Source organism: Streptomyces triticagri (genome assembly GCF_003429565.1).
Taxonomy (GTDB): domain Bacteria; phylum Actinomycetota; class Actinomycetes; order Streptomycetales; family Streptomycetaceae; genus Streptomyces; species Streptomyces triticagri.
The window spans coordinates 16735-32409 of sequence record NZ_QUAK01000229.1; the positions used below are offsets into that span (position 1 = coordinate 16735).

The 15675-nt window shown below is 72.2% G+C and carries 11 protein-coding genes; 2 read left to right on the forward strand and 9 right to left on the reverse strand.

The features are described from left to right. Positions 1 to 110: 110 nt before the first annotated feature. Positions 111 to 5120 (forward strand): PAS domain-containing protein, encoded by a 5010-nt coding sequence (locus tag DY218_RS30490; protein WP_128559407.1) that lies wholly within the window; start codon positions 111 to 113, stop codon positions 5118 to 5120. A gap of 168 nt (positions 5121 to 5288) precedes the next feature. On the opposite strand, the gene DY218_RS30495 is transcribed toward DY218_RS30490, so the two are convergent. From DY218_RS30495 to DY218_RS30535, 9 genes are all read right to left on the reverse strand, one after another. Then, positions 5289 to 6947 (reverse strand): long-chain fatty acid--CoA ligase, encoded by a 1659-nt coding sequence (locus tag DY218_RS30495; protein ID WP_128559408.1) that lies wholly within the window; start codon positions 6945 to 6947, stop codon positions 5289 to 5291. Between the two features lie 206 nt (positions 6948 to 7153). Next, a complete protein-coding gene (locus DY218_RS30500; protein WP_128559409.1) occupies positions 7154 to 7708 on the reverse strand; it encodes a SigE family RNA polymerase sigma factor in 555 nt (184 codons plus the stop codon). 265 nt (positions 7709 to 7973) lie between these two features. Continuing rightward, positions 7974 to 8822 (reverse strand): DUF1906 domain-containing protein, encoded by an 849-nt coding sequence (locus DY218_RS30505; RefSeq protein ID WP_233521980.1) that lies wholly within the window; start codon positions 8820 to 8822, stop codon positions 7974 to 7976. A gap of 51 nt (positions 8823 to 8873) precedes the next feature. Beyond that, complete coding sequence (locus DY218_RS30510; RefSeq protein WP_128559410.1) at positions 8874 to 10040, reverse strand: lipid-transfer protein; 1167 nt, start codon at positions 10038 to 10040, stop codon at positions 8874 to 8876. Then, positions 10037 to 10513 (reverse strand): MaoC family dehydratase, encoded by a 477-nt coding sequence (locus DY218_RS30515; RefSeq protein WP_128559411.1) that lies wholly within the window; start codon positions 10511 to 10513, stop codon positions 10037 to 10039. The genes DY218_RS30510 and DY218_RS30515 overlap by 4 nt, the downstream gene beginning before the upstream one ends. Before the next feature lie 16 nt (positions 10514 to 10529). Continuing rightward, positions 10530 to 11738 (reverse strand): acyl-CoA dehydrogenase family protein, encoded by a 1209-nt coding sequence (locus tag DY218_RS30520; RefSeq protein WP_128559412.1) that lies wholly within the window; start codon positions 11736 to 11738, stop codon positions 10530 to 10532. Then, complete coding sequence (locus tag DY218_RS30525) at positions 11738 to 12682, reverse strand: bifunctional MaoC family dehydratase N-terminal/OB-fold nucleic acid binding domain-containing protein (protein WP_128559413.1); 945 nt, start codon at positions 12680 to 12682, stop codon at positions 11738 to 11740. The genes DY218_RS30520 and DY218_RS30525 overlap by 1 nt, the downstream gene beginning before the upstream one ends. Before the next feature lie 3 nt (positions 12683 to 12685). Then, positions 12686 to 13879 carry an acyl-CoA dehydrogenase family protein gene (locus DY218_RS30530; protein ID WP_128559414.1) on the reverse strand — a complete coding sequence of 398 codons (1194 nt, stop codon included), beginning with the start codon at positions 13877 to 13879 and terminating at the stop codon, positions 12686 to 12688. A gap of 234 nt (positions 13880 to 14113) precedes the next feature. Continuing rightward, the gene (locus tag DY218_RS30535; protein ID WP_128559415.1) at positions 14114 to 14425 is read right to left on the reverse strand and encodes a hypothetical protein; all 312 of its coding nucleotides are present in this window, start codon (positions 14423 to 14425) and stop codon (positions 14114 to 14116) included. Positions 14426 to 14795: 370 nt separating this feature from the next. On the opposite strand from DY218_RS30535, the gene DY218_RS30540 reads away from it, so the two are divergent. Further along, positions 14796 to 15674, forward strand: coding sequence for a bifunctional DNA primase/polymerase (locus tag DY218_RS30540; protein WP_128559416.1), 879 nt, complete (start codon positions 14796 to 14798; stop codon positions 15672 to 15674). Position 15675 lies beyond the last annotated feature (1 nt).

Sequence of the window (15675 nt, forward strand, 5' to 3'; positions counted from 1 at the left end):
GTCGCGCGGGCAACCCGTGCCCGTAGACTCGCTCCCGTGACACGCCACGGGCCAAGGGGCAAGATGGCCTCGGCGGTCGGCAAGGTGCGGTAAAGGGAGGATCCGTCGTCGTGAGCAGCAGGCCATCCCGAGGCGCTGCTCGCCTCGCAGCCATACTCGATGCCCTACCGGACGCACTCCTGCTGGTCAACGCCAACGGCACGGTAGTCAACGCCAACACCATCGCGCTCGAGACCTTCGAGACCCGGGGCTGGGCACTGGTGGGGCGCGGACTGCTCGATCTGCTGCCGGAGTTCGACTCCCGGCTGATCCCCGGATCGATGCGCAGGCCCGACGCCTCCGACGGGCGGGGCCAGACCAAGCCGCGGCGGATGACCGCACGGCGTACGGACGGCAGCGAGTTCCCCGTGGAGGTCACCAGCGCGAATCTGGAGGACGGGCGGGACGCGTACGAGAGTCATGGCTATTCCGGGGACGAGCTGCTGATGCTCGTTGTCCGCGACCTCTCGGGGACCGTGGACACCGAGGCCGAACTCGTGCGTTCGCAGCGGCAGACGGAGATGATCCTGCGGGCCGCCGCGGAGGGTCTGGTCGGCACCGACACCGAGGGGCGGGTCGTCCTGGTCAATCCGGCCGCCGCGCAGATCCTCGGCTATCGCGCCAGCGATCTCGGCGGCAAGGAGCTGCACCCGCTGGTCCAGCACTCGCGGCCGGACGGTGAGCCTTTCCCGTACGAGGAGAGTGCGCTGGCGGACACGCTGCGGTCCGGGCGCAAGCATCGGGTGCGCGGGCAGACGCTGTGGGCGAAGGACGGCAGTCCGGTGCCGGTGGATCTGACCACCGCGCCCGTGCGGGACGGTGACCAGCTGGTGGGCGCCGTCCTTGCGTTCACCGACCGCACGTCGTACGACAAGCTCGTGGCCCGGCACGGCAAGGAGACCGAGGAGGCGGAGCGGCGGTACGCGACGCTCGCCGAGGAGTCCGAGGAGCGGTACGCGACGCTGGCCGAGGAGGCGAAGGAGCGGTACGCCGCGCTCGCCGAGCGGGAGCAGGACCGCTACGAGGCGCTCGCCGAGCAGGAGGCCGCGCGGTACGAGGCGCTGTCCGTGCGGCATGCCCAACTGCTCGCGGTGCTCGGTGACTCGCTGCGTGGGCCGCTCGACCAGCTGCGGGGCGAGCTCGGCGCGCTGGCCGCGGATCCGGCCGGGCAACTGTGGCCCGAGGCCAACCAGATGCTGCACCATCTGTCCGCGGGCTATGCCCGGATGACGACGCTTGTCGACAATGTCCTCGCGTACCAACTCCTTGACTCCGGGGCCGAGAAGCTGCATCGCGAACCGGTGCTGCTCGATCAGGTCGTGGCGGCCGGTGTGGACGGGGCGGTCGAGCTGATCGGGCCCGGTCGGGCCCAGTTCGCGGTGCATGCGCCGGCGATCGAGGCGGAGGTGGACGCGGCGCGGCTCGCGACGGCGCTGGCGCATCTGATCGCCGATGTGGCCGGTATCGACGCCACGGGGAACACGCGTGCGCCGGCCGCCGCGGCCCCTGGTGGGTTCCTGGATTCGACGGTGGTCGTGGCTGCGGCGCAGCGCGGTGAGGTCGTACGGATCGAAGTGCGTGGCCCGTACGCAGGCGGTGATCCGGTGCACGAGCCGATCGTGCGGGGGATCGTGCAGGCCCACGGTGGTGTGCTGCAGACGCATGAGGTGCCGGGGACGCCGGGCAGTGCGTATGTGCTCGAGGTGCCGATCGGGGCGGGTGCCGGGGCGGTGGCGCAAGCTGTGCCCGGTGGCGCCGGGCAGGAGACGCAGGACGGCGGGCAGAGCACCGGTGGTCGGCGGCGTCGCGGCCGTCGCTCTTCGGTGAACTCGTTCCTGGAGAACGGCGCGGAGCTGCCCCCTGGTGGTGCGGCTGCGGCGGATGAGCGTGCGGTGGCCGACGGTGTTCCGGCCGAGGTGGCCGAGGGCGTGCAGGTGCCGACCGGGCGGCGGAGGCGGCGTGCCGCGGGGGACGCGGCGGACGGACACGGCGGTCGTGAGCAGCTGCCGCGGCGCGGTGGCCGGCCGGCGGGGCAGCAGGCACTCCCGGCGGCCGCTTCGGACCGGGCCGATGGTGCCGAGGGCCCCGATGGTCCCGGTGGTTCGGACGGCGCCGGTGCCTCCGGCGGGACCGGGCGCAGGCGGCGCCGGGCGGCCGGAGCGGCGGAGGGTTCGGGCGGCGGTGCGGCTGCCGAGCAGGGTGACCAGGGCGTGGGTACGGACGCAGGGCACGCCGGTGAGCGCGGTGGGGAGTCGGATTCCGCGGGGTACGGGGCGCTGGTCGCCGCGGGTGAGCAGGCGCCCGGTACCGGGATGCCGCACGGGCTCGGCGCGACGGTGCCGCCGCAGGGCATGGCGATGCCGGGGGCCGGGGCGCCGACCGGGCGCAGGGCCCGTCGCGATCCCGCGAGTGCGCTGCCCGCGCTGCCGTCGGGAGGCGCCGAGGAGCCGGTGGCCGGGAGCGGGGCCGAGCAGGCGGGGCGGCCGGGTGGTCGGCGGGCGCGTCGTGCGCTCGCGGCTGCGAGGGAGCGGGCGGCGCAGCAGGAGTCGGGTGAACGGACGCCGTTCGCGCTGCCGCCGGCCGAGGCGGACCGTACGCCCGGGTCGCCGGACCATGCGCGTGAGTTGACCGGTGAGGTGGCGTGGTCGCCGGGGTCGGGGGACCGGGCGGCGGTCCGGGACGACGGCGCGGATCCGGCGGCGTGGGGCGGTCCGGCGGGGGTTGGCCCGTCGGGTGTCGACCCGGCGGGGGTTGGCCCGTCGGGTGTCGACCCGGCGGGGGTTGGCCCGGCGGGCGTCGGAGAGCAGGGCGTCGGCCGGCCGGACTTGGGTCAGTCGGATTCGGGTCAGTCGGCCTTGGGGCAGCCGGGCGTGGCCGGTGGGCCGCAGGGCGGGTCCGGGCGGGCGGAGATTCCCGGGCAAGTGGCCTACCAGGATCAGCCAGGCGGCCTCCCGGGGCCGTCGCAGCAGGTGCCGTACGGCGACGGTTCCGGTCGGGCCGGGCAGACTGCTCCGGCGCCGGGGGCCGTGGCGCCCGATGCCGGTCCCGGTGCTGCCGGGCCCGTACCGCAGCCCGCTCCCGCGGATCCGCGGGTCGCGCAGCACGGCGGCGGGCGCCCGGAGGCGTCGCAGCGGCCGGGTGGTCCGGTGGCCGCGGGCGTCACCGAGTCGCAGATTCCGCATCAAGTCCAGGATCCGCGCGCCCTGCAGCCGCAGGCTGCGGTGCCGGGTGACGTCCCGGGTGATGCTGCGCAGCCGAATGCTGTGCAGCCGGTCGCCGCGTCGGGTGTCGACCCGAGGTCCGTCGCGTATCCCCAGCAGCAGCCCGGTGCTCAGCCCGGCCCGCAGCTTGGCCCGCAAGCCGCTCACCAGGCCGCTCCGCAGGCTCCGCACGCCGCGGGCCAAGGGCTTCAGCCGCAACTGCAGGACGGTGGCGACGACTTCGAGGCGGCACACCGCGACGCCGCAGAGCAGGCCGCCCGGCACGACCTCGCGCCCGGCGGCCCTGCCGCCGACCACACGCCGCCCCAGTCGCACCCCGTCCAGCAGCCCACCGGACGACGCCGGGCGCCCGCACCCGACCAGCCGATGAGCGACGGCGCCGGCGCCCCGGCGGCGTTGCCGCCCGAGCAGCCGGTCGCGGGTGATCAGCCGGTCGCCGGCCCGGGGGCCCCCGGCGAGCCACGGGAGCGGATCGCCCAGCCCTTGCCCGCCGAGGCGGGTACGGACGGTCGCGGGGCGCCGGCCCCGGCGAGCGACGACCCCAACTCGACGCAGGGCAGGGCCATAAGAGTCCGCACCCTCGGGCAGGGCGTCCCGTTCGCCCAGCATGTGGCCGACCAGCAGCGCAGGCCGCAGGCCCAGCCCTTCCCGTCGGCCGCACAGCCGCAGCCGCAGCCGCTGCCCGGGGCGCCGGCCACCGGTCAGTTGGGAGTGCAGGACCAAGGACAGGCACAGGGACAGGGACAGGACGCGGTCGCGCCGGGTTCGCCGACCGGGCAGGACGCGACCGGGCAGACGCGTACCGGTGGCGGTCAGCCCGCGAGCGGTTCCGGCCGTCGCCGCCGCCTGAGCACACCCGGCGAAGCCGAGCGTCACGCCGGCTCCGGCCAGGGCGTACCGGAACAGGCACCGCACCAAGTACCGCACCAGGCGCAGCCCTCCGCGCCGGTGGCGAGCCCGCCGTCCGGTCCGCAGTCCGCCCAGGGTGCGCCGGGGCAGCCCGTCCAGCAGCCGCAGGGCAGGGCGTACGCCATAGGGGCACCGGACGCGGGCGTCGAGGGGCCCGAGCCGCTCGACGGTCCGAACGGCGCGGTGGAGGTCGCCAACCGCCCCCAGCCGCAGCCGATGGACGACGAACTCCCGCCCGAGCCGCTGGACAACCCGCGGCGGCTGCTGGTCTGGCCGGCCCCGGACGTGTCCACGCAGCAGGCACTCAGCGATCGCGGCTACCGGCCGGTGATCGTCAACTCCCGTGACGAGGTGGACGCCCAGATCGCGGCCTTCCCGGCCGCGCTCTTCGTGGATCCGCTGACGGGGCCGATCACGCGGACCGCCCTGCAGTCGCTGCGTCAGGCCGCGGTCGCCGCGGAGGTGCCGGTCCTGGTGACGGCGGGGCTCGGTCAGGCCACGCGTGAGGCGGCGTACGGCGCGGATCCCGCGGTGCTCCTGAAGGCGCTCGCCCCGCGGGACAGCGAGCAGCACCCGTCGCGGGTCCTGCTCATCGAGGAGCACCCGGAGATCGCGCTGGCGCTGACCACCTCGCTGGAGCGGCGGGGCATGCAGGTGGCGCAGGCGGCCGACGACGCGGAGGCCGTCGACCTCGCGACCCGGATGCACCCGAATCTCGTGGTGATGGACCTGATGCAGGTACGGCGCCGGCGGGCCGGCATCGTCGACTGGCTGCGGGCCAACGGCCGTCTCAACCGCACCCCGCTCGTCGTCTACACGGCCGCCGTCGACCAGGCCGAACTCCCCCGGCTGGCCTCGGGCGAGACGGTGCTCTTCCTCGCCGAGCGGTCGACGAGCGCCGAGGTGCAGTCGCGGATCGTGGACCTGCTGGCGAAGATCGGCACCAACTGAGCGGAACCAACTGAGCGGCGCGGACGTGGCGGCGCGAACTGGTCGGCTCTGCCGGGTCGTTCGCACGCAGAACTCATACGCAGAACTCGTACGCAGAACGCATACGCAGTACGGGGCGGTGCCCGATGTTCCACGTGAAACATCGAGCACCACCCCGTACCGGACCGCCTACTGCTGCGGCTTCACCTGCTCCACATCCAGATCACCGTCCGCGTACTGCCGGCGGATGACCTTCTTGTCGAACTTGCCGACGCTCGTCTTCGGCACGGCGGGGATGATCGCCCAGCGCTCCGGCAGCTGCCACTTGGCGATCTTCTCGCCGAGGAAGGCCCGCAGCGTCTCGAAGTCGGCGCTCGCGCCCTCCTTGAGGACCACCGTCGCCAGCGGCCGCTCGCCCCACTTGTCGTCCGGTACGGCCACCACGGCGGCCTCGGCGACATCGGGGTGGGACATCAGGACGTTCTCGAGCTCCATGGACGAGATCCACTCGCCGCCGGACTTGATGACGTCCTTCGCCCGGTCGGTGAGGGTGAGGTATCCGTCGGGGCTGATGGTGCCGACGTCGCCCGTCTTCAGCCAGCCGTCCTCGCTGAACTTGTCCGCGGGGCGCAGGTCTTCGCCGGCCGCGCCGCCGTAGTAGGCGCCGGCGATCCACGGGCCGCGCACCTCGAGCTCACCGGCGGACTCGCCGTCCCAGGGCAGAATCTCGCCGCCGGGCCCGGTGAGCCGCGGCTCGACGCTCGCCGGGAAGCGCCCCTGGGTGAGCCGGTAGCCGAGTTCCTCCTCCTCGCTCACCCCGGCGGGCGGCCGGGCCACCGTGCCGAGCGGCGAGGTCTCGGTCATCCCCCAGGCGTGACAGACCTGCACGCCGAGCTTGTCGTACGCCTCCATGAGGCTGGGCGGACAGGCGGAGCCGCCGATGGTCACCTGGGTGAGCGAGCTGATGTCGCGCGGCTTGGCGGTGAGTTCGCCGAGCAGTCCCTGCCAGATGGTGGGCACGGCAGCGGCGTGTGTGGGGCGCACGCTCTCGATCATCTCGGCGAGCGGCTCGGGCTGCAGGAAGCGGTCCGGCATCAGCAGATTCACGCCAGTCATGAAGACGGCGTGCGGCAGACCCCAGGCGTTGACGTGGAACTGGGGGACCACGACGAGGCTGGTGTCGCGGTCGGTGAGGCCCATCGACTGCGCCATGTTCACCTGCATCGAGTGCAGATAGATCGAACGGTGCGAGTAGACGACGCCCTTCGGATCGCCCGTCGTGCCGGAGGTGTAGCACATGGCGGCGGCGGTGCGCTCGTCGAGCTCGGGCCAGTCGTAGCTGGTGGGCTTGTCGGCGAGCAGTTCCTCGTACTCGTGGACCGGCACGGGTGCGTCGGCGAGCGGGGTGCGGTCGCCGGGGCCGCTGACGACGATGTGCTCGATGCTCGACAGATGCGGCAGGAGCGGGGCGAGCAGGGGGATCAGCGAGCCGTTCACCAGGACGACCCGGTCGGCCGCGTGATTGACGATCCAGGCGAGCTGCTCGGCGGGGAGCCGGAGATTGAGGGTGTGCAGGACCGCGCCCATGCAGGGGACGGCGAAGTAGGCCTCGAGGTGCTCGGCGTTGTTCCACATCAGGGTGGCCACACGCTGATCGCTGTCCACACCCAGGTCCTCGCGCAGCGCGTGGGCCAGCTGGGCGGCCCGCTCGCCCACCTCGGCGTACGTACGCACATGGGGCTCGGCCGCGCCGGTCCACGTGGTCACCGTGGACCCGCCGTGGATGGTCGACCCGTGGCGCAGAAGTCGGGTCACGGTCAGTGGTACGTCCTGCATCGTGCTCTGCACAGCGTCCTCCCGGTGGGCGCTAACGCCTCATCGCGTCAAGTGGGACGATTCTGCGCACATACCAATCGGTATGTCACTACCTCTCGGTAGCTTTCTTGCCGGTCGGCGCCCGCTGCTTCGGCCCCACACGGCCGGCGGGGCGTGCCATCGGATGAACCGGACTACGGTGACCGGGTGGATGCCGGTCCTCCGGGTATGACCCGACGTCAGCGGACCGGGCTGAGCTCCGGGTCGTCGCGCAGCTTGGCGAGGGCGCGGCTGACGGCGCTCTTCACCGTGCCGATCGAGACACCGAGGACCTCGGCGGTCTGCGCCTCGCTGAGGTCCTCGTAGTACCGCAGGACGACCATGGCCCGCTGCCGGGCCGGCAGCTTCATGATCGCGCGCCACATCGCGTCCCGGAGCACCTGCTGCTCGGCCGGGTCGCCGACCGGCGCGGGATCCGGCTCGGGCAGCTCCTCGCAGGCGAACTCGTCCACCTTGCGCTTGCGCCACTGCGATGTGCGGGTGTTCAACAGCGCCCTGCGTACGTACCCGTCGAGCGCCCGATGGTCCTCGATCCGCTCCCACGCGACGTACGTCTTGGTCAGCGCCGTCTGCAGCAGGTCCTCGGCATCGGACGGGTTCGCGGTGAGCGAGCGCGCGGTGCGCAGCAGCACGGGTTGGCGGGCCCGCATATAGGAGGCGAACGACGGATAGGACGGCGCGGGGGCGGTCCTCGCAGAGACCTTCGATGCGCTGGTGCAGACAGGCGTGGTCATGGCTCAACGCTAGAAGTCCCCCCTGTCCGAGCGGATCGGCCGCAGGTCCCGAAGCGGTGTCCGCCTCAGGTTGTACGAGGGGTGGTAGCCCCACCTCCTGAGGGTGGAGGAGGCTTTGCGCCCTCCTCGGGGTATTGCCGGATGCCCTCCCTGCAGGGGTGGTCCCGCACTGTACGACTTGCTACGACGGGGTCGTCGGGGACGACCGCCTCGGGGGCCCGCGGAGCGGCGACGGGTCGCCCGAGGCGGTCGGCGCCGGACGGGGTCAGACGACGACGCGGGCCACCGGTGCCTCCATCAGATTGCGGTCCACAGTGAGTGTGTGGCCGCCGTACGCCTCCTTCGAATTGCCCCGGTACTGGTGGATGCGGCGGTGCGGGAACCAGGCGCCCTGGTCGAGCGCCGGCTCGCCGTACAGATTCGGCGGGGTGTTCCAGCGCGCGAACCACATCACCTCGGGCAGGTCGCCGACGCCGGCCCGCTGCGCCTGCTGCATGTGAGTCACGCCGGAGTCCGCACTGCTGTAGAAGCCGGGCAGGTAGCCCTGGCTGCGTACTTCACGGTTCCAGGCCCGTACGAAGGCCAGAGTCTTGTCGGCGCACGCCTTGTTCTTGATGTCATAGCCCTCCATGTCGAGGTAGAGCGGGCTCCGGGGCTGGATGCCGAGCTGCTGTGCCCGGCCGACCGCGTCCCGCCCCTCGGTCGCGCCACGGGTCGCCGGGTCGCCGGTGATCCGTACGTCCTGCTTGTTCTTGGCGTGGACGCACGGCGACTGCGAACCGACGTACAGCGGCAGCAGCCCCCAGCCCTGGCCGTCCACGGACCGCACCCAGGAGCGGTCGAGATTCGGCTGCTTCTGGCAGTGCCGGCCCCGGCCGCCGAAGTAGATGCCCACCGCGCCGTAGTCGGAGGAGCGCCAGGCCGACATCGTCGCGACGGACGGGGCGTCGCAGGTGTCGAACGCCCAGCCGCGGTACACCTCGGCGAGTGCCTGCTCCTGCCCCGGGTCGGCGGCCGCGGCCGGTGGTGCCGCGAGGGCGAGCGACAGCAGGGCGGCCACCGGCAGCAGCACTCGCTTCAGGGCCGGTCTCATGATCGGTTCATTGCGTGCCATGTCATGAGTGAACGGCCCGGGGGCCGCAAGAGGCCCCGAACACACGCCGGTTCAGCCGTCCGAGCCCAGAATCAGCCCCGATGTGGGGACGCCCGTGCCCGCGGTGACCAGGACCCGGGACGCGCCGGGTATCTGATTCACGGCCGAACCCCGGATCTGGCGGACGCCCTCGGCTATGCCGTTCATCCCGTGCAGATACGCCTCGCCGAGCTGGCCGCCGTGGGTGTTGAGCGGCAGCGCCTCCTGGGCGACGAAGTCCGCCGCCTCACCGGGCTTGCAGAAGCCGAACTCCTCCAGCTGCATCAATACGAACGGAGTGAAGTGGTCGTAGAGGATGCCCACGTCCATCTCACCCGGGCCGAGACCGGACGTACGCCACAACTGCCGGGCCACGACGCCCATTTCGGGCAGGCCGGTGAGATCGTCCCGGTAGAAGCTCGTCATCTGCTCCTGCCCGCGGCCCGCGCCCTGGGCCGCCGCCGTGATCACCGCCGGCGAACGGCGCAGATCACGCGCCCGCTGCATGCTGGTGACGACGACGGCCTGGCCGCCGTCGGTCTCCTGACAGCAGTCGAGCAGGCGCAACGGCTCCGCGATCCAGCGCGATTCGGCGTGGTCCTGGAGCGTGATCGGCTTGCCGTGGAAATACGCCGCCGGGTTCGTCGCGGCGTACTTGCGGTCGACCACCGCGACCCGGCCGAAGGCCTCGGAGGTCAGGCCATGGGTGTGCAGATAGCGCTGGGCGGACATCGCGACCCAGGAGGCGGGGGTGAGCAGACCGAACGGCAGGGACCAGCCGAGTGCGGCGCCCTCGGCGGACGGCTCGCGGTGCTGCACTCCGGCGCCGAATCTGCGCCCCGATCGCTCGTTGAACGCCCGGTAGCAGACGACGACTTCGGCGACGCCGCTCGCCACCGCGAGTGCGGCCTGCTGGACGGTCGCGCAGGCGGCCCCGCCGCCGTAGTGGATCCGGGAGAAGAACGAGAGCTCGCCCATGCCGGACGCCTGGGCCACGGTGATCTCCGGGCTGGTGTCCATCGTGAAGGTCACCAGGCCGTCCACATCGGCCGGGGTGAGCCCCGCGTCGTCGAGGGCGGCTCGTACGGCCTCGACGGCCAGGGTCAGTTCGCTGCGACCGGAGTCCTTGGAGAACTCGGTGGCGCCGATGCCCACGATCGCCGCCTGCCCGCCCAGGCGGTCCGCCCTGCTGACACTCATGCCGCACCTCCTTCCGTCGGATCATCTGCTGTCGTCGCCCGCGGACCGGTGGCCTGGTGCCAGGGCGGCGTCGGCTTGCGGGTGAGCGTCACGGAGCCGGTTACGTGCTTGCCCAGGTCGTTGGCGCCGACCACCTGTACGTGCACGGTGTCGCCCTCGACGGCGGTCACCCGTCCGGTCAACTCCATCGTGTCGCCCGGGTAGTTGGGCACGCCCAGGCGTATCGACACCTTGCGCAGGGTCGCTCCCGGGAACTGGTCGGTGAGGTACCGGCCGACCAGGCCGTTCGTCGTCAGGATGTTCATGAAGATGTCCGGGGAGCCCTTCTCGCGGGCCAGCTCGGCATCGTGGTGGACGTCCTGGTAGTCGCGGGAGGCGATCGCCCCGGCCACGATCAGGGTGCGGGTGATGGGGATCCTGAGCGGCTCGAGCTCCGCGCCCGGCTCCGCGAACCTGTCCGTCCCCGTGCTCATACGGCCTCCTCCGCCCTCATACGGTCTCCTCCGTCGCGATGGTGTCGCCCAGTTCGGCCAGGATCTCTGCACCGGGGCCGAGATAGGCATCCAGCTGACGGCCCCACAGGAAGTGGCGGTGCACCGGATGTTCCACATCGGCGCCCGTCCCGCCGTGCAGGTGCTGGCCGGTGTGTACGACGCGCTTGCCCGCCTCGGACGCCCACCAGGCGGCGGTGAGTGCGGCCCGCTGGTGGGGAAGGTGCTGGTCGCGGCGCCAGGATCCCTCGTAGGCGGTGACCCTTATCGCCTCGGTGTCCATATGGGCGTCGGCCGCGCGGAGCAGTACGGCCTGCTTGGCGGCGAGCGGCCTGCCGAACTGCTCCCGGACGGAGGTGTACTCCACGGCCCGGGCGAGCGAGCCGGCGCACACCCCGGCCTGGAGCCCTGCGAACGCCACCCGGGCGGACGCCAGCACATCGCGGTAGACCGCCATGTCCCGGTAGCCGGCCACATCGCGGGTGTCCGCGCCGGAGCGTCCGTCGTGTCCGTCGCGTCCGTCGTGTCCCGGCGGTAGGTCGGCCGGCCGCTCGAACCGGCCCGGGGCGCCGAGCAGTTCGCCCGGTGTCCGGTCGAGCGTGAGGCGCCCCGCCGACCAGGGCGCCGTCAGCTCCACGGCTTCCACCGCCGGCGCTTCCACATCATCCGCTTCCGGCGGCCCGTCCCCGTCCGTCCGTCCGGTCCCGACCAGGAAGCAGCCGACCGACACCGTGCCGTCCGGAAGCGTCACCCGGGCCGGCACCAGGACCCGGGTCGCGTCCCGCAGCCAGGGCACCGCCGTCAGCACCCCGGTCAGTCGCCACCCCGCACCGTCGGCCTCCGCCACCACCGACCGCAGCGGGAACGCGCCCGTCATCACCTCGGCACCGCTCGCCAGCAGAGGCAGCAGCCGCTCGCGCTGCTCCGCCGTCCCATGCTCGGAGACCGTATGCACTCCATACAGACAGGTGACCGCGAACGGCACCTGAGCCGTGCCGCGCCCTTGCTCCTCCAGGAGCAGGACGAGACCGAGCAGGCCGATCTCCTCGACCGCGCCCGGGAGACCCGCCGCGCACAGGGCCGACCACAGCTCCCGGTCCGTACTCCTGCCGGCCTTCGCCAGGCGTTCAGGAGTCGACAGGTCCCGGAAGATCCCCGCGGCCAGGTCGCGCGCGGCCGCCTGCTCCTCGGTGGGAGTGAAGTCCATCAGCCCTCACCCCCGGCGACGTCGGCCATCCGGAACACCGGCAGCCGCAAGTCATCCTCCATCTGCTGGAATTCCAGCCGCACCGGGGCGCCGATCCGGACCTGGTCGGGTAGGACGCCCACCACATTGCTCACCAGGCGGACGCCTTCGGCCAGCTCTATCAGGCCCACCGCATACGGAGGATCGAAGGCGGGGAAGGGCGGGTGGTGCATCACCACGTACGAGAAGACCGTGCCGCCGCCGCTCGCCCGGACCGTGTCCCAGGTGGCCGCCCCGCAGACGTTGCAACCGGGCAGCCAGGGCAGACGCAGGGTGGCGCACTGGGTGCAGCGCTGGATGAGCAGCTCGTCCTTCCGCACTCCGTCCCAGAATCCGGCATTGTCGCGGTTGATCACCGGCCGTGGTCTCCTCGCCGCGGGCCCGGCCGTCTCCTGCGCGTCCGTACCGGTACGTCGAGGACTCGAACTGCGCTGTGCAGGGGCGTACTTGAGGATGCGGAAGCGGTGCGTCCCGGCCGGCTCGCCATTTGCCCGCACATCCATCCGGGTGGTCACGAAGTGGCCCGTGCCCAGCTTGGTGGTCTTCAGCGGTGACACCGATTCGATGACCGCGTCGAAGGTGATCTCGTCCCCGAGCCGCAGGGGGCGGAGATACTCCTGCTCGCAGTCGGTGGCGACGACCGAGGTGTAACCCGCGCCGTCGAGCAGGGCGAACAGCTCGTCGTGCGCCGCCGAGCGGCCGGAGTGCCCGGACAGCCCGCCCATCGTCCAGGCCTGCAGCATGGTGGCGGGGGCGACGGCATCCGGCCCTCGGTACTCAGGGGCGGTGTCGCCCATCGCCTCGCACCAGTGGCGGATCATCGGCTCGTTCACCACGTCCTTGCCGTGGCCGGACTCTGCGGCTGATCTGCCTTCGTACGCCCGCAGTCGGTCGTAGAACTCCATCCCTCACGCACCTCCCCTCTTCGGCCTGCGCATGCCGAGCCGCATCGTCGCGACGATCTCCCGCTGCACTTCGCTCACCCCGCCCCCGAATGTGTTGATCTGCGCCGCGCGGTTCATCCGCTCCAGCTCGCCGTCCTCGAAGACTCCCGGAGATCCGGAGCGGACGAGGCCGGCCTCGCCCACAATTTCCTGACACATTCGATACACCTCGACGGCCGATTCGGTTCCCACGAATTTCACGCCCGCGGCGTCCCCGGGCGCGAGCGTGCCGGCCCCGACATCCCCCACCAGACGCCAGTTGAGCAGGCGCGTCGCCGCGAGCCTCGCGTGCACCTCGGCCAGCCTCGAACGCACCCAGGGAGCGTCAACGGGCCGCCGGCCGGTCACCGGATCCGGTGAGCGGGCGAACCTGAGCGCGCTCGCGTAGAAGTCCTCGGCCTGCATACCGATGGCGGCCAGCGCGACGCGCTCGTGGTTCAGCTGATTGGTGATCAGATCCCAGCCGGCGTTCTCCTGGCCGACGAGGTTGGTCGCGGGTACCCGGATGCCGTCGTAGTACGTGGCCGTGGTGGTGAGGCCGCCCACGGTCTCGATCGGCGTCCAGGAGAACCCGGGGGCATCCGTCGGCACCAGGATGATCGAGATCCCGCGGTGCTTCGGCGCCTCGGGGTCGGTGCGACAGGCCAGCCAGATCCAGTCCGCCTGCTGGGCGTTCGAGGTGAAGATCTTCTGGCCGTCGATCACCCAGGAACCGGCCGTTCCGCTGTCGGCCCCCGGATCCTCCGCCCGCCGCGCCCTCGTCCGCAGGGCCGCCAGATCCGTCCCGGCCGACGGCTCGCTGTACCCGATGGCGAAGACGATCTCGCCGCTCAGGATCCGCGGCAGGAAGTAGTCCTTCTGCTCCTGGCTGCCGTACTTCATCAGGGTGGGGCCGACGGTGTTCAGGGTGACCATCGAGACGGGCGCGCCCGCCCGGTAGGCCTCGTCGAAGAAGACGAACTGCTCGTCGGGGCCGCGCCCTTGACCCCCGTACTCGACGGGCCAGCCGAGGCCGAGCCGGCCGTCGCTCCCCATGCGCCGCAGCAGCGCCCGCTGTTCGGCCGGGTCGTCCACGCGCTCGCGCGGCAGCAGCGCACGGAAGTACGCCCGCAGTTCGGCACGGAGTCGGTCCTGGCGCGGGGTAGGGGCGAGGTGCACGGCACGGGCCTCCCGGACCTCGGACTCGACAGGGTTTCTGACTGTCCGTCAGATACGGATCGATGTCAAGGTCACCGACGCCGCGGGGAACCCGCCCCGCTCATGCCTGGCAGCTGAGCCGGGCTCCTCCCGAACGCGCAGGCGCCTGCGCGGCAGCACCCTCCGTGCCGCCGCGCAGACGCCTCACACACCCCTCGGAGCCATCCCCCCGGAAGGCCCCGGGAGCGGCTCAGCTCACCAGAGTTCGGTGAAGTTGATCGCCACGTCGTGGCTCGACTGGTCGACGATCGTGAAGGCCGAGTCGTTCACCTGCGCGTTGTTGTTGCTGTTCGATGCGCCGGTGCCGGTGGCGACCTGCTGGTTGGTCGCGGAGTTTCCGCTGTTGTCGTCGCCGACGCCGCTGCCGGTGATCGTCGCGACGCTCGTGTTCGACCGGTCGTCCGCGAATCCGCCGTTGTCCGCCTGGGCGACGCCGCTGAACAGCGCGGCCGCAAGGGGCAGGGCGGCAGCGGCGGCGAGGACGCGGGCGGTACGGGTGCTTGCCATGTCTATTCCTCCAGAACCGGAAGTACCGGCTGAGTGCGGCTGATTTCCGGGCAGTCGGCCGACCGCCTCGGTGATGTTCACGACGTCGCGAGACCAGAGTTGCCCAGCCGATCACCGCCGAACCACCCCGTACGCCCTGGTTCGCTCGCAAGCGTGAGGACAAGTCGATAAACCTGCTTGAACCCGGTAAATGCCCTGATCAGGGGCGCGCGGACGGCGCACGGGCGGCGCATTGATCGCACGGGCGAGGCGCCCCAAGAGGCGAAGCGTTACGCCGGATCCCGAGCCTCACCCGTGAGTGAGCCGCACCTCACCTCTTCGCCACCGATCCCCTCTTCCCTTCTTCGAACATACGTACGAACATGGAGGCATGGCCACCTCCGAACGGCATGCCGCCACCCTGGCGCTCGCCCATGCACTCTCCGCCGCCGAGCGCGGTCTGGCCGTGATCCCGCTGTCCCGCTCGAAACTCCCCGCACTGCGCTCGCCGCACCGCGACGATCCGACCCCCACCGTCTGCCACGGGGAGTGCGGCCGCCCCGGGCACGGCGTGTACGACGCGACGACCGACCCGTCCCGCATCCGGCAGCTCTTCGCCGCCGCGCCCTGGGCCACCGGATACGGCATCGCCTGCGGACTGGCTCCACACCATCTGATCGGCATCGACCTCGACACCAAGTCGCCGTCCGACACCTCGGCAACCCTGCGCGAACTGGCCCTCAGGCATCTGTTCACGATCGAACCGACGGTCGTCGTGGTCACCCCGAGCGGCGGCCGGCACCTCTGGCTCACCGGCCCGCCCGACGTCGTGGTCCCCAACTCGGCGAGCCGCCTGGCCCCCGGCATCGACGTCCGGGGCGCCGGCGGCTACCTGGTCGGCCCCGGCTCCCGTACCGAACACGGCGTCTACAGCACGGTCCCCGGTACGACCCACCTGGCACCTGCGGCCTGTCCCCGGGCGCTGCTCCGGCTCATCGCACCCGCCACGCGCGCGTGCCGCCCGACCGCGGGCGGATCGCCGGCCCAGGGGCACGGCCTCGTCCAGTTCGTCCTCGCGGCCAGGATCGGTCAGCGCAACACCCGGTTGTTCTGGGCCGCTTGCCGCGCCTACGAGAACGGCTTCGGCGACAGCCTCGCCCCTGAGCTCACCGACGCGGCGGTCCGGGCGGGACTCAGCGCGCGCGAGGCGCGCGCCACGATCGCCTCCGCGGCCCGGCTGACCACGGGGCGCCCGGCCGGCGAGCGCTGAC

Bases quoted from the DNA above. Each gene is read 5' to 3' on its own strand.
- DY218_RS30520 (WP_128559412.1), bottom strand. From the start codon at position 11,738: ATGGACTTCACTCCCACCGAGGAGCAGGCGGCCGCGCGCGACCTGGCC.
- DY218_RS30540 (WP_128559416.1), top strand. From the start codon at position 14,796: ATGGCCACCTCCGAACGGCATGCCGCCACCCTGGCGCTCGCCCATGCA.
- DY218_RS30505 (WP_233521980.1), bottom strand. From the start codon at position 8,822: ATGGCACGCAATGAACCGATCATGAGACCGGCCCTGAAGCGAGTGCTG.
- DY218_RS30510 (WP_128559410.1), bottom strand. From the start codon at position 10,040: ATGAGTGTCAGCAGGGCGGACCGCCTGGGCGGGCAGGCGGCGATCGTG.
- DY218_RS30500 (WP_128559409.1), bottom strand. From the start codon at position 7,708: ATGACCACGCCTGTCTGCACCAGCGCATCGAAGGTCTCTGCGAGGACC.
- DY218_RS30525 (WP_128559413.1), bottom strand. From the start codon at position 12,682: ATGGAGTTCTACGACCGACTGCGGGCGTACGAAGGCAGATCAGCCGCA.
- DY218_RS30535 (WP_128559415.1), bottom strand. From the start codon at position 14,425: ATGGCAAGCACCCGTACCGCCCGCGTCCTCGCCGCCGCTGCCGCCCTG.
- DY218_RS30515 (WP_128559411.1), bottom strand. From the start codon at position 10,513: ATGAGCACGGGGACGGACAGGTTCGCGGAGCCGGGCGCGGAGCTCGAG.